Origin of the sequence: Mesorhizobium sp. M4B.F.Ca.ET.203.01.1.1 (assembly GCF_004791025.1) — a bacterium.
Classification (GTDB): Bacteria; Pseudomonadota; Alphaproteobacteria; order Rhizobiales; family Rhizobiaceae; genus Mesorhizobium; species Mesorhizobium abyssinicae.
Window position 1 is genome coordinate 163,159 of record NZ_SRUO01000004.1, and the last position, 17,188, is coordinate 180,346.

The 17,188-nt window shown below is 64.5% G+C and carries 16 protein-coding genes; 7 read left to right on the forward strand and 9 right to left on the reverse strand.

Annotated elements, in window-relative coordinates:
- Positions 1-57 precede the first annotated feature (57 nt).
- Positions 58-1,179, reverse strand: a complete 1,122-nt coding sequence (locus tag EN846_RS10625) for a KamA family radical SAM protein (RefSeq protein ID WP_127394101.1) — start codon at positions 1,177-1,179, stop codon at positions 58-60.
- Between the two features lie 441 nt (positions 1,180-1,620).
- Here EN846_RS10625 and EN846_RS10630 point away from each other — a divergent pair, with 441 nt between their 5' ends.
- On the forward strand, positions 1,621-1,830 hold the full coding sequence (locus tag EN846_RS10630) for a cold-shock protein (protein ID WP_127283918.1): 210 nt from the start codon (positions 1,621-1,623) through the stop codon (positions 1,828-1,830).
- A gap of 110 nt (positions 1,831-1,940) precedes the next feature.
- Here the strand turns inward: EN846_RS10630 and EN846_RS35035 are convergent, their stop codons facing one another.
- The gene (locus EN846_RS35035; protein WP_189379747.1) at positions 1,941-2,294 is read right to left on the reverse strand and encodes a hypothetical protein; all 354 of its coding nucleotides are present in this window, start codon (positions 2,292-2,294) and stop codon (positions 1,941-1,943) included.
- On the opposite strand from EN846_RS35035, the gene EN846_RS10640 reads away from it, so the two are divergent.
- Both EN846_RS10640 and EN846_RS10645 read left to right on the forward strand, forming a co-directional pair.
- Entirely contained in the window at positions 2,274-3,209 is a 936-nt protein-coding gene (locus EN846_RS10640) for a hypothetical protein (RefSeq protein WP_128346777.1), read from the forward strand. The genes EN846_RS35035 and EN846_RS10640 overlap by 21 nt on opposite strands.
- A 95-nt stretch (positions 3,210-3,304) precedes the next feature.
- Complete coding sequence (locus EN846_RS10645) at positions 3,305-3,640, forward strand: hypothetical protein (protein ID WP_128346778.1); 336 nt, start codon at positions 3,305-3,307, stop codon at positions 3,638-3,640.
- A 106-nt stretch (positions 3,641-3,746) separates the two neighbouring features.
- Here EN846_RS10645 and EN846_RS10650 read toward each other — a convergent pair whose 3' ends face one another.
- Together EN846_RS10650 and EN846_RS10655 are read right to left on the reverse strand one after the other, a co-directional pair.
- A complete protein-coding gene (locus tag EN846_RS10650) occupies positions 3,747-4,814 on the reverse strand; it encodes a cyclic nucleotide-gated potassium channel (protein ID WP_127394115.1) in 1,068 nt (355 codons plus the stop codon).
- A 164-nt stretch (positions 4,815-4,978) separates the two neighbouring features.
- Positions 4,979-6,535 (reverse strand): serine hydrolase, encoded by a 1,557-nt coding sequence (locus EN846_RS10655; protein WP_135858020.1) that lies wholly within the window; start codon positions 6,533-6,535, stop codon positions 4,979-4,981.
- A gap of 164 nt (positions 6,536-6,699) precedes the next feature.
- Here EN846_RS10655 and EN846_RS10660 point away from each other — a divergent pair, with 164 nt between their 5' ends.
- The 3 genes from EN846_RS10660 to EN846_RS10670 all read left to right on the forward strand — a co-directional run bounded on the left by EN846_RS10660 (position 6,700) and on the right by EN846_RS10670 (position 12,151).
- Complete coding sequence (locus EN846_RS10660; RefSeq protein ID WP_128346957.1) at positions 6,700-8,367, forward strand: acyl-CoA synthetase; 1,668 nt, start codon at positions 6,700-6,702, stop codon at positions 8,365-8,367.
- A 94-nt stretch (positions 8,368-8,461) separates the two neighbouring features.
- The gene (locus tag EN846_RS10665) at positions 8,462-9,355 is read left to right on the forward strand and encodes a hypothetical protein (protein WP_127393987.1); all 894 of its coding nucleotides are present in this window, start codon (positions 8,462-8,464) and stop codon (positions 9,353-9,355) included.
- A 189-nt stretch (positions 9,356-9,544) separates the two neighbouring features.
- Positions 9,545-12,151 (forward strand): EAL domain-containing protein, encoded by a 2,607-nt coding sequence (locus EN846_RS10670; RefSeq protein ID WP_189523681.1) that lies wholly within the window; start codon positions 9,545-9,547, stop codon positions 12,149-12,151.
- A gap of 80 nt (positions 12,152-12,231) precedes the next feature.
- Here the strand turns inward: EN846_RS10670 and EN846_RS10675 are convergent, their stop codons facing one another.
- The 5 genes from EN846_RS10675 to EN846_RS10695 all read right to left on the reverse strand — a co-directional run bounded on the left by EN846_RS10675 (position 12,232) and on the right by EN846_RS10695 (position 16,290).
- Complete coding sequence (locus EN846_RS10675; protein ID WP_127393466.1) at positions 12,232-12,582, reverse strand: hypothetical protein; 351 nt, start codon at positions 12,580-12,582, stop codon at positions 12,232-12,234.
- A gap of 97 nt (positions 12,583-12,679) precedes the next feature.
- On the reverse strand, positions 12,680-14,302 hold the full coding sequence (abc-f, locus tag EN846_RS10680; RefSeq protein WP_127393464.1) for a ribosomal protection-like ABC-F family protein: 1,623 nt from the start codon (positions 14,300-14,302) through the stop codon (positions 12,680-12,682).
- 179 nt (positions 14,303-14,481) lie between these two features.
- On the reverse strand, positions 14,482-15,225 hold the full coding sequence (locus EN846_RS10685) for a 2OG-Fe(II) oxygenase (protein WP_127393463.1): 744 nt from the start codon (positions 15,223-15,225) through the stop codon (positions 14,482-14,484).
- Positions 15,226-15,329: 104 nt separating this feature from the next.
- Positions 15,330-15,854, reverse strand: coding sequence for a hypothetical protein (locus EN846_RS10690; protein WP_127310615.1), 525 nt, complete (start codon positions 15,852-15,854; stop codon positions 15,330-15,332).
- A gap of 13 nt (positions 15,855-15,867) precedes the next feature.
- Entirely contained in the window at positions 15,868-16,290 is a 423-nt protein-coding gene (locus tag EN846_RS10695) for an OsmC family protein (protein ID WP_128274693.1), read from the reverse strand.
- A 184-nt stretch (positions 16,291-16,474) separates the two neighbouring features.
- Here EN846_RS10695 and EN846_RS10700 point away from each other — a divergent pair, with 184 nt between their 5' ends.
- Entirely contained in the window at positions 16,475-17,146 is a 672-nt protein-coding gene (locus EN846_RS10700) for a phytochelatin synthase family protein (RefSeq protein WP_127391958.1), read from the forward strand.
- The last annotated feature ends 42 nt before the right edge of the window (positions 17,147-17,188 follow it).

A 17,188-nucleotide genomic window follows, 5' to 3' on the forward strand; every position in this document is an offset into this window, starting at 1 on the left:
GCGGAGCCGTAAGGCTGGTTCCAACGGAGGAGCCAGAGGCAAGCGCTTCTAGCGAACTTACTCCCTCACCACCTCCCTGTACGCCCTCGCCTTCCCATCCTGTCCGCGGATGCGCCAGGTCTCTCCGTCACACCCCTCGATGTGGCTCGGTCCCAGCGGCACCTTGCCGCCGCCTTCGGGCAGGTCGATGACATAGGTCGGGTTGCAGATGCCGGAGAGGCGCGCTCGCAGCGCGCTCACCAGCGCCTGGCCTTCGGCGATGGTCGTGCGGCGATGCGCCATGCCGCGCGCGAGGTCGCCGTGGTGGAGGTAGTAGGGCTTGACGCCGAGCCGGTATATCAGCTCGCGGCAGAGCTCCTCCAGCACCTCGACACTGTCGTTGACGCCTTTGAGCAGGACGCTCTGGTTGAGCAGCACGAAGCCGGCCTGCCTAAGCCGGCGGCAAGCGGCTTCGGTAGCGTCGGTGATCTCTCGCGGGTGATTGAAGTGCGTCACCACCGTCACCATCAGCCTGCCCTCCAGCGCCGCGACCAGCCCGGCGGTGATGCGCGAGGGCAGCGCGACGGGAACGCGGGTGTGGATGCGCAACAGCCGCACATTCGGGATCGCCTCGATGCGGGCGCGGATTTCGCCAAGCGCCTTGTCGGGCAGCGACAGCGGGTCGCCGCCGGTTAGGATCACCTCGCGGATCTCAGGGTGATCGGCAATATAGGCGAAGGCCTCTTCGAGTGCTTCTCGGGTGTAGCCGCGGCCGATCGAGGTCAGTGACTCCTTGCGGAAGCAGAAGCGGCAATAGACCGCGCATTGATAGGTCGGGAACAAAAGCACCCGGTCCGCATGGCGATGCGTCAGCCGCGGCACCGGGCTGTAGGCATGGTCGGCGATCGGATCGTCGAGCTCGCCTTCCGCCTCGGCCAGTTCGTCCGGCGACGGGATCACCTGCGCGCGGATCGGGTCGTTCGGGTCGTTCCAGTCGATAAGGTCGAGATAGGGTTTTGGGATGCGCACCTTGTGGTTCACCGCGGCTTCCTGCGCGGCCGCGCGCTCGGCGGGCGACAGCGGCAGCGCGGCGAGATCGCGCACATGGCGCACGCCGGCGCGGACATCGTCCTGCCAGGCGGGATCGGCGGCGCGCTGATCGCTTGCCTTCATGTCGTTGAATTTGGCGTCTGTCGTCATCGGGGAGTTGCTCGGCAGCGGTTCGCGCGCAGCTATCGAGCGTATGGCCGGCCGGGTCAACTGCCTGTCGCTGCCGTTGGTCGATCGCGGCGATCCTTCGCGCCTCTCTCCGCCCTGCGGGCATCTTCCGAGCTTGGGGTAGATTGACAGCCTGGCTGGTGTCTCCGACCCCTGGCCCATGGTGGCCGAGTCACTCCAGGCGGATGAAAATAGCCAAACCGAAACCGGCCTATCTTTTTGAGAAAAAGAATTATTTTCACACTACGCCTTGTTCGCGGACCCACAACGCTCTATGTTGCAAGTATCGATCTTGCTTGTTGAACCTTGTTCTGGCGCAATCCGCGCTCTCGGCGATCTTCCTCTCAAAATCGATCTGAAATCGTTTGCCGCGCAGGCTGTGCGGCGAGCAGTTTATCTATGGATGATTGAAAGGATATCGTCGTGAATACTGGAACCGTGAAGTTCTTCAATGCCACCAAGGGTTTTGGCTTCATCGAGGTCGGCAACGGCCAGCCCGATGTTTTCGTGCACATCTCGGCCGTCGAGCGCGCCGGCATGCGGTCCCTCGTCGAGGGACAGAAGGTCAGCTTCGAAATCGTGAAGGACAACCGCAACGGCAAGAGTTCGGCGGAGAACCTTCAGGCCGCGTAAGGAGATTGCGCTTCTGGTCGTTGACCACGGATGTACTGGCACCGATCATCGAGGCGCATAGGAGAGGCCGGGTTTCGCCCGGCCTTTTTTCTTTTCATCATTGGAGACCGTCATATGCGACAACAGCCGGTACCCGAAGGAATATTCAAGCCGAAGCCGACGGCCATCGAAACGAAGCAGGACGCCACGACCAGGGCGGCCCGCCAGATCATCGATGGTGAAGCGGCCGAACGCGAGCGAAAGACCGAACGCTTGAGGCAGGCCAGGCTTGCCATGCAAGCTGTCGAGGCAGCCAGCCCCGCGGCCAGGTCGCCGGCGAAGAAGCGAACGGGCAGGCGCAAACAGGCGTAGGCGGTACAAGTCGGGCGACGAAGCTGCCCTGCCCATAGGTATTTGAGCGAAATGGTATTAATCTGCGCAGGCTGGGCTTTCGGGGCAAGCCAATGGATTTCAGCGCAGGCCATGGCTACCTTCTCATCGGCGGCCTCATCCTGGTTGGCGCCGGGCTGCTGATCCTGTCGCTGATCGTCAATCTGCGCGTGGCGCACAGCGTGCGCGACGACGTGCGCCATCGTGAAAAGCTGCTGGAATATTACCGCAACATCTTTTCGCAGCTGGGTGTGATCCTGATCGGCATCGGCGTGTCGCTGTTCATCTTCTTCTTCCAGCAGAATTATCAGGACCAGCGCAGGCGCGAGACGGAACTGCAGCAGGTCATGGCAAAATTGGCGGCGCGCCTTGCGCGTGGCGCGCCCGTCGTCGAAACGCTTGGCGAATTCGACGAGGTGCTGGATGAAGGCGGCGCCTATGTCAGTCCCGAGCTCGGCGGCAAGAACGCCGCGATCAGCGCCGAAGGACCCGAGCTTGGCAAGCAGGTCGCCAAGATCCAGCTCGTCGAGCGCGACGTCGATGTCCGCGACTTCGACATCCTGAACCTGTCGCGCGACTTCGAGACGTCGTTCGTCGTCAACGAGCTCGATCCGACGCTGTGGTTCAACATCGTGCGCGACGAGAACGAGATCAAATACGCCACCACCCAGCTCGCCCTGGACTACAAGGACCTGCAGGATGCTATCGGCGGCGAGGCGATCGAGGCTGCCGTCGCCAATCCCGACAAGGAGCGCAAGATCAAGCATGAGATGCTCGATATCCTCTACGACGCCGACCTGCTGCGCCAGCGCAGCAGGCGATTTCTCGCCCGCGCCTGCTGGCTGTTCAGCAAGGGCAAGGGCTTTGTCGCCCTTGCCCCGGTCGAGGTTATCGAGGCCGATGCAAGGTCGCAGCAGGAATGGATCGAGCGCTCGAAACCGCTGCTGGCGCAGACGAAGTCGGGCAGCGGCGATTGCTTCAAACTGCTCCGCTACGGGCAGGCGTCGTGAGTGGACGACGGGCGGGAGCATGCTATTTTCAGTGAAGCGTCACCTGCACATGGACGCGCGAGCGAGCAGCGCCCGCCGAATGCGTGAGGAACGCCATGCGACGGCTCATCTTCTCGGCAATATGTATCGCCGCCACGACGGGCGCCAACGCGCATGACTGGTACGAAGACAAGATTGACCCGCTGACGAAATTCAAGTGCTGCGGTGGTCATGATTGCCGCGCCATACCTCAGTCCTCGGTTCAGTCAAGGACCGACGGCGGGTACACCTACCTGCCGCATGGCTTCACCATACCGCGCGAGCGTGTCCAGGAATCCCCGGACGGCCAATACCACATCTGCGAGAATACATACGTCATAACCAATCAGCCGTATCTGCGCTGTTTTTTCGCGCCTCGCATCAAGGTCTCCTCCTTGCTACTCCCACGTTGAAGCCAATACTGCGTGTCGCAGCAAGGATCGGCATCGGCAGGCAATTGGCAACCTTCCCGTCGCATCCTCTTCGTGAGGACTCAGGATCGATGAACACCTGCTGCGGTCAAGCCATCGGTGCCGCGCCGCGCCGCTCGAGCGCGGTCTTGCGGATGATCTCCGCGATCTCCGGGCTGCTGCTGCACAGCATCTGGAAATCCGCCGAGTGCAGCGACAGGAGCGAGACCGCCGTTGCGGCGCTGACGGTTGCCATACGCGGTTCGCCGCTGATCAGCGCCATCTCACCGAAGAAGGCGCCAGGGCCAAGCTCCACCGGGCTCGGCGTCGCGACGCTGACGCGCCCCTCCGCGACGAAGAACATCTGATCACCAGGCTCGCCAATGCGGCAGATCACGGCGCCCGCGGGCACCGTGCGCGGTCTTAACGCGCGCACGATCTCGATCAGCACGGCCGGGCCGAGCTTCTGAAACAACGGGACGGCGGCGACCAATCGCCAATTGCGGACGAAATCCTCGCGACGGACTTCCTGATAGAAGCCGGTGGCAAGAATGCCGGCCCAGAGCGCGAAGATACCGATGCCACTCATCATGACCAACCCGGCAAGGACGCGGCCGGCGAAGCTTTGCGGAATCTCGTCGCCGTAGCCGGTGGTGGACAGCGTAACCACCGCCCACCACATTGCCTGGGGGATGCTGCCGAACTTTTCCGGTTGGATGTCGCGCTCGATGACATAGGCCGCGAGCGCGACGCCGAACAGAACGACGCCGAAGAGCGTGGTGACGCCGATCAGATTGCGCGCTTCGTTGGCCAGCACCCTGCCCAGCACCGGGAAGAAAGTGGAGTCGCGCAGCGGTTTCAGCAGCCAAACAGCACAGTAGAGGCTGCGGTCGGGCGTACGGACGAGCAGAAATGCGGCGAGTGGAACCAAGACCGCGAGCACATCGATGGCGATTTCAGGCGTCCTGTTCCGCACGTCTCCCGCCCGGCGCTTGAGCAGCGTCCCAGCCAGTTGCAGAAGATAGGCGCCCCAAATGACAGCGAGGACGGCAGCCAGGGCCAGTCTGCTGCGTCCGGACATGTCGGGTATCGTGAGCGCAGCCACCGCCAGAAGCCCAGGCGCAGCCAGCACCGCGTTGAGCGGCGCGTAAATTCTCAGGAAAGGCAGTACCGACATTTTATGCCCACGAGCCGCTACCACCCTGCAAAATAGAATGCCTTCAAGGCAAGCGCAAAGGTGCCTGCTATCGCCGCGACGTGCATCAACACGGTGAACCAACAGTCCGCGATTGCTTCGCGACCCGGCGTGAACAGGCAGGCCGACGACCTATTTCGGCCAATCTAGTCGCCCACCCGCCGCAGCGTGCCGAGATGATTGTCGTCGAGAAACCCGATGGTGATCGCCAATGCCTTGCCATCGGGGCCGACGGCAAAGCTGACGCCCGTCGGCCTGTCCGGCATCTCGGCATCGGGGTAGGTCAGGAACAGGTCGCCGTCGAAATGCGTCAGGGAATAGGACCGGGCGCCGGCTGGCCCGACCTTGAGGACAAGGCTGTCTCCCGCGCTCGACACGTCCGCTTCGCCGATGAAGTCGTTGGCGTAGCGGCCGGCATAGGCGCTGGCCGGTCGGGCCGGCCTCGAGGGCGACGGTGCCGCGGCAAAGGTGGCCTTGGCCGCCTCGACAACCGGACCGAACATGCCGGAATAGATCGTGCCCCATGCCTTGACCCAGTCCCTGTCGACAGCACCGTCGAAGACGAGATCGGCGAAGCTGTCGGACAGCCCTTCGGGGACGCCGGTCGGAAAAGCGTTGGCGAGGATGACGATGCCAAGTTTCTCCTTCGGGAAGATCGTCACCAGGGTACGCGCCCCGACGCTGAAGGCGCCGGCATGGCCCCAGCTCAAACCGTGCCGGCCGAATTCGACGTTCCAGCCGAGGCCGTAGAAGGACTCGCCGCCGGACGCCGGGTTCTTGCCGCGCGTCATCAGCGGCACATGCGTCTGGTCCAGCGCATCGGCGGCAATCAGCGTCTTGCCGGCATAGACCCCGTCGCCCAGCAGCAGGCGCACCCATTGCGCGAGATCGCGCGCGGTGGAGCTGACGCCGCCGGCGGGCGCCTGCGCATCCGGATCGCGCCTGATCTTCGCGGCCCAGGCGCCATCGACCCTGACGTGGAGTGCGGCGCGGTTCGCGTGCTTGACGAAATCCGCATGACGCGAGCTGGTCGAGGCCATGCCGAGGGGACGGTAGAGTTTTTCCTCGGCGACCTCCTCCCAGGACTTGCCTGTCGGCATTGCGGCCGCGACGGCCCCCTCGGTCAGCCCGAAGTTGCTGTAGGAATAGCCGGCGCGAAAGCTCGACGACGGCGGCACGCAGCGCAGGCGGTGCAGGATCTCGGCGCGGTCGTAGCCGATGTCCTCGAGATCGTCGCCGGCGGTGCCCGGTAGGCCGCTGCGGTGTGAAAACAGGTCGCGGATGGTGAGCTCGCTGGTCGGATAGGGCTCGGCAAGGCGGAAAGCCGGATCGAGATCGGCGATCTTGGAGTTCCAGGACACGGCTCCATCGCTGACCAATGCCGCGACGATGGTGGCGGAGACCGGCTTGGACAGCGATGCGATCTGGAACACTGTGTCGGCGTCGACGGATTCGGGTTTGCCGGCCTCGCGATGACCGAACCCCTTGAGGAAGATCACCTCGTCGCCATGCACGACGGCGATGGCCAGACCGGGGACGGCACCGTCCGTCACGGCGGCCTCGGCCAGCGCTTCGAGCTTTGGCAAGGAAGCGGCGATGCGCTCGGGCGTGATGGGGTCGGCCGACGCTGCACAGGGCAAAAGCGCGATCACGGCGATGGCGGCCCATATCCTCAAATGACAGAGATTCCGATCAAGCCGCATCGCGCCCCTCCCTCCCTGCATTCACCGGGCCATGCTACAGGCCGGCGCTGGCGCGGCCAAGCCGCGATCGACTTTCGCCGCAATCGACCCCGGCGCGGATTTCGGGCAAGCTGCACCGAGCGACCTGCCATGGAAAGATGGCAAGCCGTTGAGGGAGGATTGCGATGACCAAGACGCCAGCGGCGCCCAGCCTGCCGCGCTACGAGGACGCCGTCGAGCGCTTCCGCATCGAGGATGAAGTCGCCCGGCTGCATGGCGATCCGGCGACTGGCATCAATGCCTATGTCGAGTGCTGCGGCCGCTACACCGGCGAAAACCGGCTGGCGCTGCGCGCCATCTCGGCGGGCGGGGAGTTGCGCGAGTTTACCTTCGACGATCTCGCCGACATGTCGGGGCGCGACGGCAATATGCTGAAGGCGCTTGGCGTCGGCCCCGGCGACGTCGTCGCTGGCATGCTGCCGCGCATTCCCGAGCTGGTGGCGCTGATCCTCGGCGCCTGGCGCATCGGCGCGGTCTACCAGCCGCTGTTCACCGCCTTCGGGCCGAAAGCGATCGAGCATCGCCTGAGCTACAGCAAGGCAAAGCTGGTGGTCACCAATCCGGCCAATCGCGGCAAACTCGACGAGGTGGAGAACCATCCGCGTATCGCCACCATCCTTGGCGCGGGCGAGGCCCTGCCCGCCGGCGACATCGATCTCCGCGCTGCCGTTGCCGCCGCCTCCCTCGATTGCCAACCAGTGATGCGCAAAGGCTCGGACCTGTTCATGATGATGTCGACCTCCGGTACGACCGGCCATCCAAAAGGCGTGCCGGTGCCGCTCGGCGCCCTGCTCGCCTTCGGCGCCTATATGCGCGACGCGATCGGGCTGCGGCCCGGGGATGTGTTCTGGAACATCGCCGATCCCGGCTGGGCCTACGGGCTCTACTACGCCATCACCGGCCCCTTGCAGCTCGGCATCGCCACCACCTTCTACGAAGGCGCCTTCAACGCCAAAAGCACCTACGACATCATCGAGCGGCTGGGCGTTACCAGCCTTGCCGGCTCGCCCACCGCCTATCGCCTGCTGATGGCGGAAGGCGCCGCGGCTGCCGCTCGCGTCAAGGGTAAGCTCCGCGTGGTGAGCAGCGCCGGCGAGCCGCTCAACCCGGAAGTGATCCGCTGGTTCGATGCCAACCTCGCCGCGCCGATCCACGACCACTACGGCCAGACCGAGAACGGCATGATGGTCAACAACCATCATGGGCTGGCGCACAGCGTGCGCGCTGGCTCGGCAGGTTTTGCCATGCCGGGCTATCGCATGGTGGTTCTGGACGAGGCGGGTAACGAGCTTGGCCCGAACCAGCCGGGCATCCTCGCCGTCGACATCGCCAAATCGCCGCTGCGCTGGTTCGAAGGCTACCACCAGGCGGAGACGCCGACGATCGCCGGCGGCTATTACCGCACCGGCGACACGGTGGAATACGAGCCGGACGGGTCGGTCTCCTTCATCGGCCGCGCTGACGACGTCATCACCTCGGCCGGCTACCGCATCGGGCCGTTCGACGTCGAGAGCGCGCTGATCGAGCACCCGGCGGTCAACGAGGCGGCGGTGGTCGGCGTGCCCGATCCGCAGCGCACCGAGATCGTCAAGGCCTTCGTCGTGCTGGCGTCGGCCTTCAAAGGCAGCGAGGCGCTGGCCGAGGAGCTTGCCCAGCATGTGAAGAAACGGCTCTCGGCGCATGCCTATCCGCGCGAGGTCGAGTTCGTGACCGAACTGCCGAAGACGCCGAGCGGCAAGATCCAGCGGTTCCTGCTCAGGAAGGCGGAAGTGGAGAAGCGGAAGGCCGGATAAAGATTTGGCGACCCGCTGATTTCCGCCACGCAAAAGCCGCCAAGTCGGGCGAAGGCTCGCAAGGGCTTTTGATCGCTAACTTGGGGGCTATGTCATGCGGTTGATCTGGACACTTCTCTTCATGCTTGCGGGCAGCGCGGCACTCGCTGCCTCGCCGGAGGACGACTATATCGCCGCGCGCGACAAGGCGATTGCCGACATCGCAGCACAGGAAAGCGCGAACGCTGCCGTGGAAACGCTCGATGCCCAGAATACGAAGGCGATGGCCGATCTCCAGACGCGTCTTTCGGCCCTGCTCGGCCCGCTGGCGGTAAAGGATTTTCCGGCAGCCGGCACGATCAATCTGCAGAGCCTCAGCGACTCCGATATCGGTTTCGGCATGCTCGACGGGCTGAGATACACTGCCAGCGACGACGGCCCGAGCCTTGTCGCGACGACGCGCGGGCTTGCCGAGCGGTGGCTCAAGTCCAGGGCCGACGAGACCGATGAGAACCTCAGGCTGCCGGCCGGCATCGACGCGGCGCTGAAGCTCGACGCCTTCTACACCCAGGCCATCGGCGCCGACGCCGCCTTCGTCAGCACGCTCGACTTTCCGCTGAAGAAACCGGAAGGCGCCGACATGGCGTTCGCGCGGCTTGGCGGCTGGACCCAGGATGTCGGGCCGATCTACGACCAGCAGGTGATCGTCACGCTGGTCAAGGGCGATCGCGTGCTGATCGCCGAGGCGCCAGCGGCACCGCCCGTCCCGAAGATCGCGGCCTGCGATGCCTTGTGGACCGCGGCCGACGCCGCCGCCCAGAAATTCCAGGAGGCCTACCAGGCTTCGGAGCTCAAGGACGAAAAGGCCTACGATGCCGCCAACGCCGCCTGGGAAAAAGGCGACGGCGACTACCGCGCCTGCATGGGCGAGCATCTGCCCGGCGACCCGGCCTTCCCTGCCCTGCTTGCCCACGCGCAGGAGCTCGCCGATCACATGGCGGGAAAGTAGGCGCGGCGCGGCTTCGGCGCCCCGCTTCCCCTTCAGCTCCTCCGGTTGCTGTGCCTGCAGCAATGGGACCAATACTGAAACTTCTGGCCCGCATGGAAGTCTAAATTTAAGCACTTTCTACTAAGTTCGACCGATGGGCCATTGTCCAGGAAAGGTATTCGGGTCGATTTGGCCGGAACGGGTTTCAGCATAGGCCGCGTCAGGCAGGCCGTTTTTTCCCTCGCCAACTTGCCGGCGGCGATAGCCTTCGTCGTGCTTTTGGTCTGCGCCGTCGTTGCCGACCAGCAGAACAGGAAGGTCTCCGATCAGCTGGCGCGCGCCGATGTCCTGGCCAAGGTCAACATCATCCGGGCCAAGCTCGAGGGCAACATCAACGGCAATCTTCAGCTCACCCAGGGCCTGGTATCGGCCATCGTCACCGAGCCCTATTTGGGCCAGCAGAGATTTGCCTCGCTTGCCGGCAATCTGTTCGAGCAGAAGTCGCAGTTGCGCAACATCGCCGGCGCGCCCGACCTCATCATCTCGCTGATGTACCCGATGAAGGGCAACGAGAAGGCGATCGGGCTCGATTACCGCAAGAACGAGGCGCAACGCACGGCAGCGCTGCGGGCGCGCGATCGGCGCGAGCTGGTGTTCGCCGGTCCAGTCGATCTGGCGCAAGGCGGGCGCGGCTTCATCGGCCGCATCCCGGTCTTCGTGCCGACGGCGGGCGGTGGCGACCGCTTCTGGGGCATCATTTCGGCGGTTGTCGATGTCGACCGGCTCTACGCGGCAAGCGGCCTTACCGACCCCGCCATAGACATCGATGTGGCGCTGACCGGCAAGGACGCGCTGGGTGGCAGCGGCGAACGTTTCTTCGGCGGCGACAATGTCGTCGCCGGCAATCCGGTGACAGCCGAAGTGGAGGTGCCGTCAGGCTCGTGGCGGATTTCGGCCATTCCCAAGGGCGGCTGGCCAGCGGCGCCGAAGAATGAGCGGACCCTGCTGGCCCTCATGGCGCTCGCCGGCGTGCTGGTGGTGCTGCCGATCCTGGTGGCCGGGCGGCTGTTCGGCGAAAGGCAGAAGAACTATGCCGAGTTGCGGCGCCTGTCCGGGCGGCTGGAGCTGGCGCTGGAGGCCTCAGGCATCGGCGTCTGGGAGCACGACCTCGCCACCAACGAACTGGTGTGGGACGAACGCGTCAACGAGATCTACGGCAAGGCCGCCGGCAGCGAGCCGCGCGGCTATGATGACTGGGCGGGAACGATCCACCCCGACGACATCGAGCGCGCTCGACGGGATTTCGACCTGGCTGCGGCGACCAGGGGCCTCTACTCCTCGCAATACCGCCTCATCCATCATGACGGCGACGTCCGCCACGTCCGCACGCGCGCCACGTTCTTCCAGGACACCGGCGGCACGCCGAAGATGATCGGCGCCGAATGGGACGTGACAAGCGACGTGCTGCTCAACGAAAATCTGGAGCGCGAGCGGCAGCTGTCGGAATCGAAGAACGCCGAGCTGGAGATCGCCAAGGCGCGCATCGAGCATGTCGCGCTTCACGACTCGCTGACCGGCCTGCCCAACCGCCGCTATCTCGACGAGATGCTGGTCGAAAGCGGTGAGAGCGGCCGGCGCACGGCGCTGCTGCATCTCGACCTCGACCGCTTCAAGCAGATCAACGACACGCTCGGCCACGCGGCTGGCGATGCCATGCTGATGCACGCCTCGAAAGTCATCAAGGCCAACGCCGGAACCGCCGATTTCGTGGCCCGCATCGGCGGTGACGAGTTTGTGGTGGTCGCCCATGGGGATGGCGACGACAAGCTTGCCGAACTGGCCAGCCGCATCATCGAGGAGATGCGCCAACCGGTCACCTACCAGGGCCACCACTGCCGGTTCGGCGTCAGCATCGGCATCGCCGCCAATGACGGCGTCGACGCCAGGCAGTTGCTCGTCAATGCCGATCTTGCGCTTTACAGGGCGAAAAGCCATGGCCGCAATCGCTACGAGTTCTTCAACGAGGAGCTGCAGAGCGAGATCGTCCGGACCAAGCAGATCGCCGACGAAATCCTCGGCGGGCTGGAGCGGAACGAGTTCGTCGCCTATTACCAGCCGCAGTTCGACGCCAGGACGCTGGAGATCGTCGGCGTCGAGGCGTTGTCGCGCTGGAAGCATCCGCGCCGCGGCATCCTGGCGCCCGCCGCCTATCTCAAGGTGGCCGAGGAGCTGAACGTGGTGGCGCTGATCGACCGCACCACGCTCAAGCAGGCACTGGAGAATTTCGAGCGCTGGTCGCATCTCAACATCCCGCGCGTTTCGGTCAACGTTTCGGCCAGGCGCCTCGAGGACAGGGACCTGATCAAGGGTTTGCGCAAGCTCGCCATCAAGCAAGGCACGGTGTCGTTCGAGCTGGTGGAGTCGATCTTCCTCGACGAGAACGACGACTTCGTTTCCTGGAACATCGAGCAGATCAAGGAACTCGGCATCGACATCGAGATCGACGATTTCGGCACCGGCTATGCCTCGATCGTCAGCCTGCTCAAGCTGCAGCCGCGCCGGCTGAAGATCGACCGCCAGCTGATCACGCCGATCACCGGGTCAAAGGCGCAACGGCGGCTGGTGTCGTCGATCATCGAGATCGGCAAGTCGCTCGGCATCGAAGTGGTGGCCGAAGGCGTCGAAACGATGGAACATGCGCGCATCCTGAAGGAATTGGGCTGCGACATCCTGCAGGGCTACGCCTTCGGCCGCCCGATGGACGCCAAGACCTTCAAGGCCTTCGCCCAGTCGCGCAAATGGCTGGCGGTCGGCTAGCGCCCCTCGTCCACGACGGCTACGCGCCATCTGAGCCCTTTACGGGCACCTCAGCCAGTCTCCAAGCAGGCCGATCCCGGCTATGGATATTTCGTCGGGGCCTGTGGGCTTGACTCGCCCTGCAACGCCCTCGGCAGTGGAAGGCTCGAGCATTGCAAGTGCACCTCGCGGGCGAACGCCTTTCGCTGCTTCTGCTCGTGCTCCTTGACGGCTGCTATGATCCCCAACCCGTACGGGCCGAGCACGACGAACCCCCAGCCCGGGTGGTTCTTTTCGCGAGCGTCGTAATCCGAAGCGTCCGCGCGGGCTTGCTGGCATTCCGGCGACGCCCATTTCTGATCCTGCTGCGAAAGCGACGCTTCATAATCGACCGGCGAGGTCGCGCATCCGGCCACTGTCGCGGCCAACGCGACCGACATTGCAATTCTCATCCCGAAGCCTCCCCTGAAGCATTGTGGAGGGTACACGGAATTCTTCTTCCGGCAATCGCGTGCCGGATGACTGTAGCGGGTCATGGCCGCCGTCTCCCTAGCTCCTCAGCCCCGGCGCTTCCTGCCCGGTGCGTTCGACATATTCGGTATAGCCGCCGCCGTAGGTGTGGATGCCGTCGGGCGTCAACTCCAGCACGCGGTTGGACAGCGCCGCGAGGAAATGGCGGTCGTGCGAGACGAACAGCATCGTGCCTTCATATTGCGAAAGCGCGTTGATCAGCATCTCCTTGGTCGCCATGTCCAAATGGTTGGTCGGCTCGTCGAGCACCAGCAGGTTGGGCGGGTCGAACAGCATCAGCGCCATCACCAGCCGCGCCTTCTCGCCGCCGGAGAGCACGCGACACTTCTTATCGATCTCGTCGCCGGAGAAGCCGAAACATCCGGCGAGCGCGCGCAGCGGCGCCTGGCCGGCCTGCGGGAAATTGTCTTCCAGCGTCTGGAACAAGGTGCGCTCGCCCTCGAGCAGCTCCATGGCGTGCTGGGCGAAATAGCCCATCTTGACGCTCGGACCGCGCGCCACCGTGCCCTGGTCAGGCTCGGAAGCACCGGCAACCAGCTTCAGAAGCGTCGACTTGCCAGCGCCGTTGATGCCCATCACGCACCAGCGCTCGCGCCGGCGCACCTGGAAGTCGAGGCCGGCATAGATGCTGCGGCTGCCATAGCTCTTGTGGATGCCCTTCAGCGTCGCCACGTCCTCGCCGCAGCGCGGCGCCGGCTGGAAGTCGAAGGTCACCGTCTGGCGCCGCTTCGGCGGCTCGACGCGATCGATCTTGTCGAGCTTCTTCACCCGGCTCTGCACCTGAGCGGCGTGCGAAGCGCGCGCCTTGAAGCGCTCGATGAAGGCGATCTCCTTGGCCAGCATCGCCTGCTGGCGCTCGAACTGCGCCTGCAACTGCTTGTCGGCCAGCGCCCGCTGCTCCTGGTAGAACTCGTAATTGCCGGAGTAGGAGGTGAGCGAGCCGGCGTCGATCTCGACGATCTTGGTGACGATGCGGTTCATGAACTCGCGGTCGTGCGAGGTCATCAGCAGCGCGCCGTCATAATTCTTCAGGAATTGCTCCAGCCAGATCAGGCTTTCGAGGTCGAGATGGTTGCTCGGCTCGTCGAGCAGCATCACGTCGGGCCGCATCAGCAGGATGCGGGCGAGCGCGACGCGCATCTTCCAGCCGCCGGAGAGTTTCGCGACGTCGCCGTCCATCATCTCCTGGCTGAAGCCGAGGCCGTCCAGGACCTCACGGGCGCGGCCGTCCAGCGCATAGCCGTCGAGCTCCTCGAAGCGGTGCTGCAACTCGCCGTAGCGCTCGATGATGGCGTCCATTTCGTCGGCGCGGTCGGGGTCGCCCATGGCATGCTCGAGTTCGCGCATCTCGGCGGCGACCGCGCTCACCGGCCCGGCGCCCTCCATCACCTCGGCAACGGCGCTCATGCCTTCCATGTCGCCGACATCCTGGCTGAAATAGCCGATAGTGACGCCGCGATCGACCTGGACCTGGCCTTCGTCCGGCAGTTCCTGCCCGGTGATCATGCGGAAGAGCGTCGTCTTGCCGGCGCCGTTCGGGCCGACGAGGCCAACCTTCTCGCCCTTCTGCAAGGCGGCCGAGGCTTCGATGAAGACGATCTGACGGCCGTTCTGCTTGCCGATGTTTTCGAGACGGATCATAGGACGGTCCGGATAAATGCGCTGATGTGGCGGGATTTGCCCGAGCGCTTACCCGAATGAAGGCGGCGAGGGAAGAGGCAGAAGCGCCGCAGATGAGACATTGGAGATTGGCGAAGGGCGGCGGCGACAGCCGATCTCCCCCCTCGTGGGGGGAGATCAGCAGCTTCGGCGCCCCGTCTTTATTTCGCGTCGTGGAAGATGATCCCGACCGTATGCCGTTGCCCCGAGCGCAAGCGGCTGACGCCGTGGCGCAGGTTCACGCGATAGTGCCCCTTCTTGCCTTGCACCGGCCGATTGTGGACGGCGAAGATCACCGCGTCGCCTCGCCTCAGTGGTACCACCTCGGCGCGGCTCTGCATGCGCGGGCGCTGTTCGGTGAGCACGAATTCGCCGCCTTTAAAATCCTCGCCTGGCTCGGACAACAGGACCGCAACCTGCAACGGAAAGGCGAGCGCGCCGTAGAGGTCCTGGTGCAGGCAGTTGAAGTCGCCAGGGCCGTATTGCAGCAGGAGCGGCGTCGGCTTCGTTTGGCCCTCGTCATGGCAGCGCTTCAGGAAGGCGGCGTGGTCGCCGGGATAGCGCAGCGCCACCCCCATCTTCTCGTGCCAGTCGTTGGCGACGGTGGCCAGCCGCGGATAGAGCGCGGTGCGCAGGCCTTCGATCAGATCGGGGAGCGGATATCGGAAATAGCGGTACTCGCCCATGCCGAAACCGTGGCGCGCCATCACCACATGGCTGCGGAAATGCTCTTCATGCGGATAGAGCGCGGCGATTTCGGCGCATTCGTCGGCGGCGAGAAGCGCGGGCATGACGGCACAGCCATGGGCGTTCAGTTCACCGGTCAGAGTGCGCCAGTCCTGGGCTGCGACGCGCGCTTCGGCAGAGCGGATTTTACGATGCGAGCTTATCGAATGGATGGTCACTGGTGCCTCCTTTGATGGGATCAAGGTGGGGCGGGTGAAAGGTGGCGGCCACCCGATTCCTGCGGAGGTGGGCTCTCCCTTCTCTCCTGTGGGAGATCGCGCTTTCACCGCTTGCGATACCCCTCCAGCTCCGGATCGAGATCCACCCGTACCGCATTGGTGAACAGGCAGGTCGCCACCATGATGCCGGCGAAGGCGACGAGGTTGACCAAGAGCGTGTCGTCGTAGCGCGCCTTGAGCGCGGCCCAGACTTCCTCCGGAACAGCATTGGCATCGGCTGCGACCGCCTTGCCGAACTTTATCAGCAACGCCTCGTCGGCGGTCGGCTCGATCGCCTCCGGATCGAAGCCGGAATCGATCAGCGCGCGGCGGAAGAAGGTGACGGGGATCTCGGCGCGGCAGGTCTCGGAGATCGCGTGCGACAACAACCAGATGGCGCGGTCGTCGAGCGCGGGCTTGAGCAGATCGCGCAGCGTGAACCATTCGGCATAGATGCGATGGGCGGCCGGCGAATGGAGCAGGATGCGCTTCATGTTGGTCATGCGGCCGCGCAGGCTGAGCTCCCTGTCGTGCTCGGCTCGGATTTCTTGCGACGCCGTCGAATAGTCGATGGGCGGGATCATGGCCATGGGAACGGTCGCCTCACCGAAGCGTCGTGTGCAATTCTGGCGTTGCGCGCAGCGTGTTGGAGACGGTGCATATCGCCTCTGCGTCCTCGACGATGCGCTGCTTGGTCGCCGTGTCGAGATCGCCTGAAATATCGAGCCTGATGTTGAAGCGGACGACGCGGGACGGCTCGTCCGCCGCCTTCTCGCCGCCGACCTCGGCGCGCACCTCGCCGAGCTGCGCAGCCACGCCGAGACGCATGGCAGCGATGCGGGCGCTGATCACCATGCAAGCGGCGAGCGAGGCATAGACCAGGTCGAGCGGGTTGAAGCCCGGCGCGCTGACGCCGGTGACGACATCGACCGTGCCGCCGGTCGGCGTGGTGACGACCGGCAGGCTGCCCGGCTGCAGGACAGCGGTTGCGCCGGTGACGCGGGTCCTCACCTTGAGCTCACTCATCGCGGTATCCCTTTCGGCCGGCGGCACGCCAAAAATCGAGGGCGCAGCCGCCGCGGCGCACGCCCTGCCCCGCTATATGGTACGCGAGGGGCCGACGTCGCAACATCGACTGATGTCTCTGGTTCCGCTAGGCTGCAACACCTTGTTGCATTGTCCTGATGCTGCACTGTCTCGAGGTTCGGCAATGAAGCGCGGTCTCGCTTTCGCTCTGATTGCAGGCATTGCCGGCGTTGGCCTGCTCGGCGGCGGCGCGCTTTTGACTGTCGGTCAATCCGCCGTCTCGCAGGACGCTATCCAGTCGTCGGTTATCCGCACCCCGGCATTGATCGACAGCGCCTGGAAGCTGCCGGTGGCCGCCTCGTTCAAGGCCGACCTCGACTGGCAATCGAACAGCTCGCGATGCGGGCCTGCAAGCGTCGCCAACACATTCCGCTCGATCGGCGAAGAAGAGACGACCGAGGCCGAAGTGCTTGAGGGCACCGGCAAATGCTGGACAGGTTTTTGCATCATCGGGCTCACGTTGGACGAGGTTGCCGAGGTCGCTCGAACGAAAACCAGCCGGAAAGTCTCGGTGCTGCGCAACCTGAGCGCCGAAGAGTTCCGCGAGCACTTGAAGCGCGCCAACGATCCGAACCGCCGCTACATCATTAACTTCACACGCGAGAAGATTTTCGGCGCCGGCAGCGGCCATTTTTCTCCGATCGGAGGGTATCTGGAAGCCGAGGACATGGTTTTCGTGCTCGATGTCAACGAGCGCTACAAGCCCTGGCTGGTCGAGCGTGAACGCCTGTTCTCGGCCATGGACACCGTCGACAGCGATGGCGACAAAAAGCGGGGCTTGCTACTGATCGAGTAGATCGGGTCGCGCGCTGCTCCGCCCGGAAGTCGAGGAGCTTTT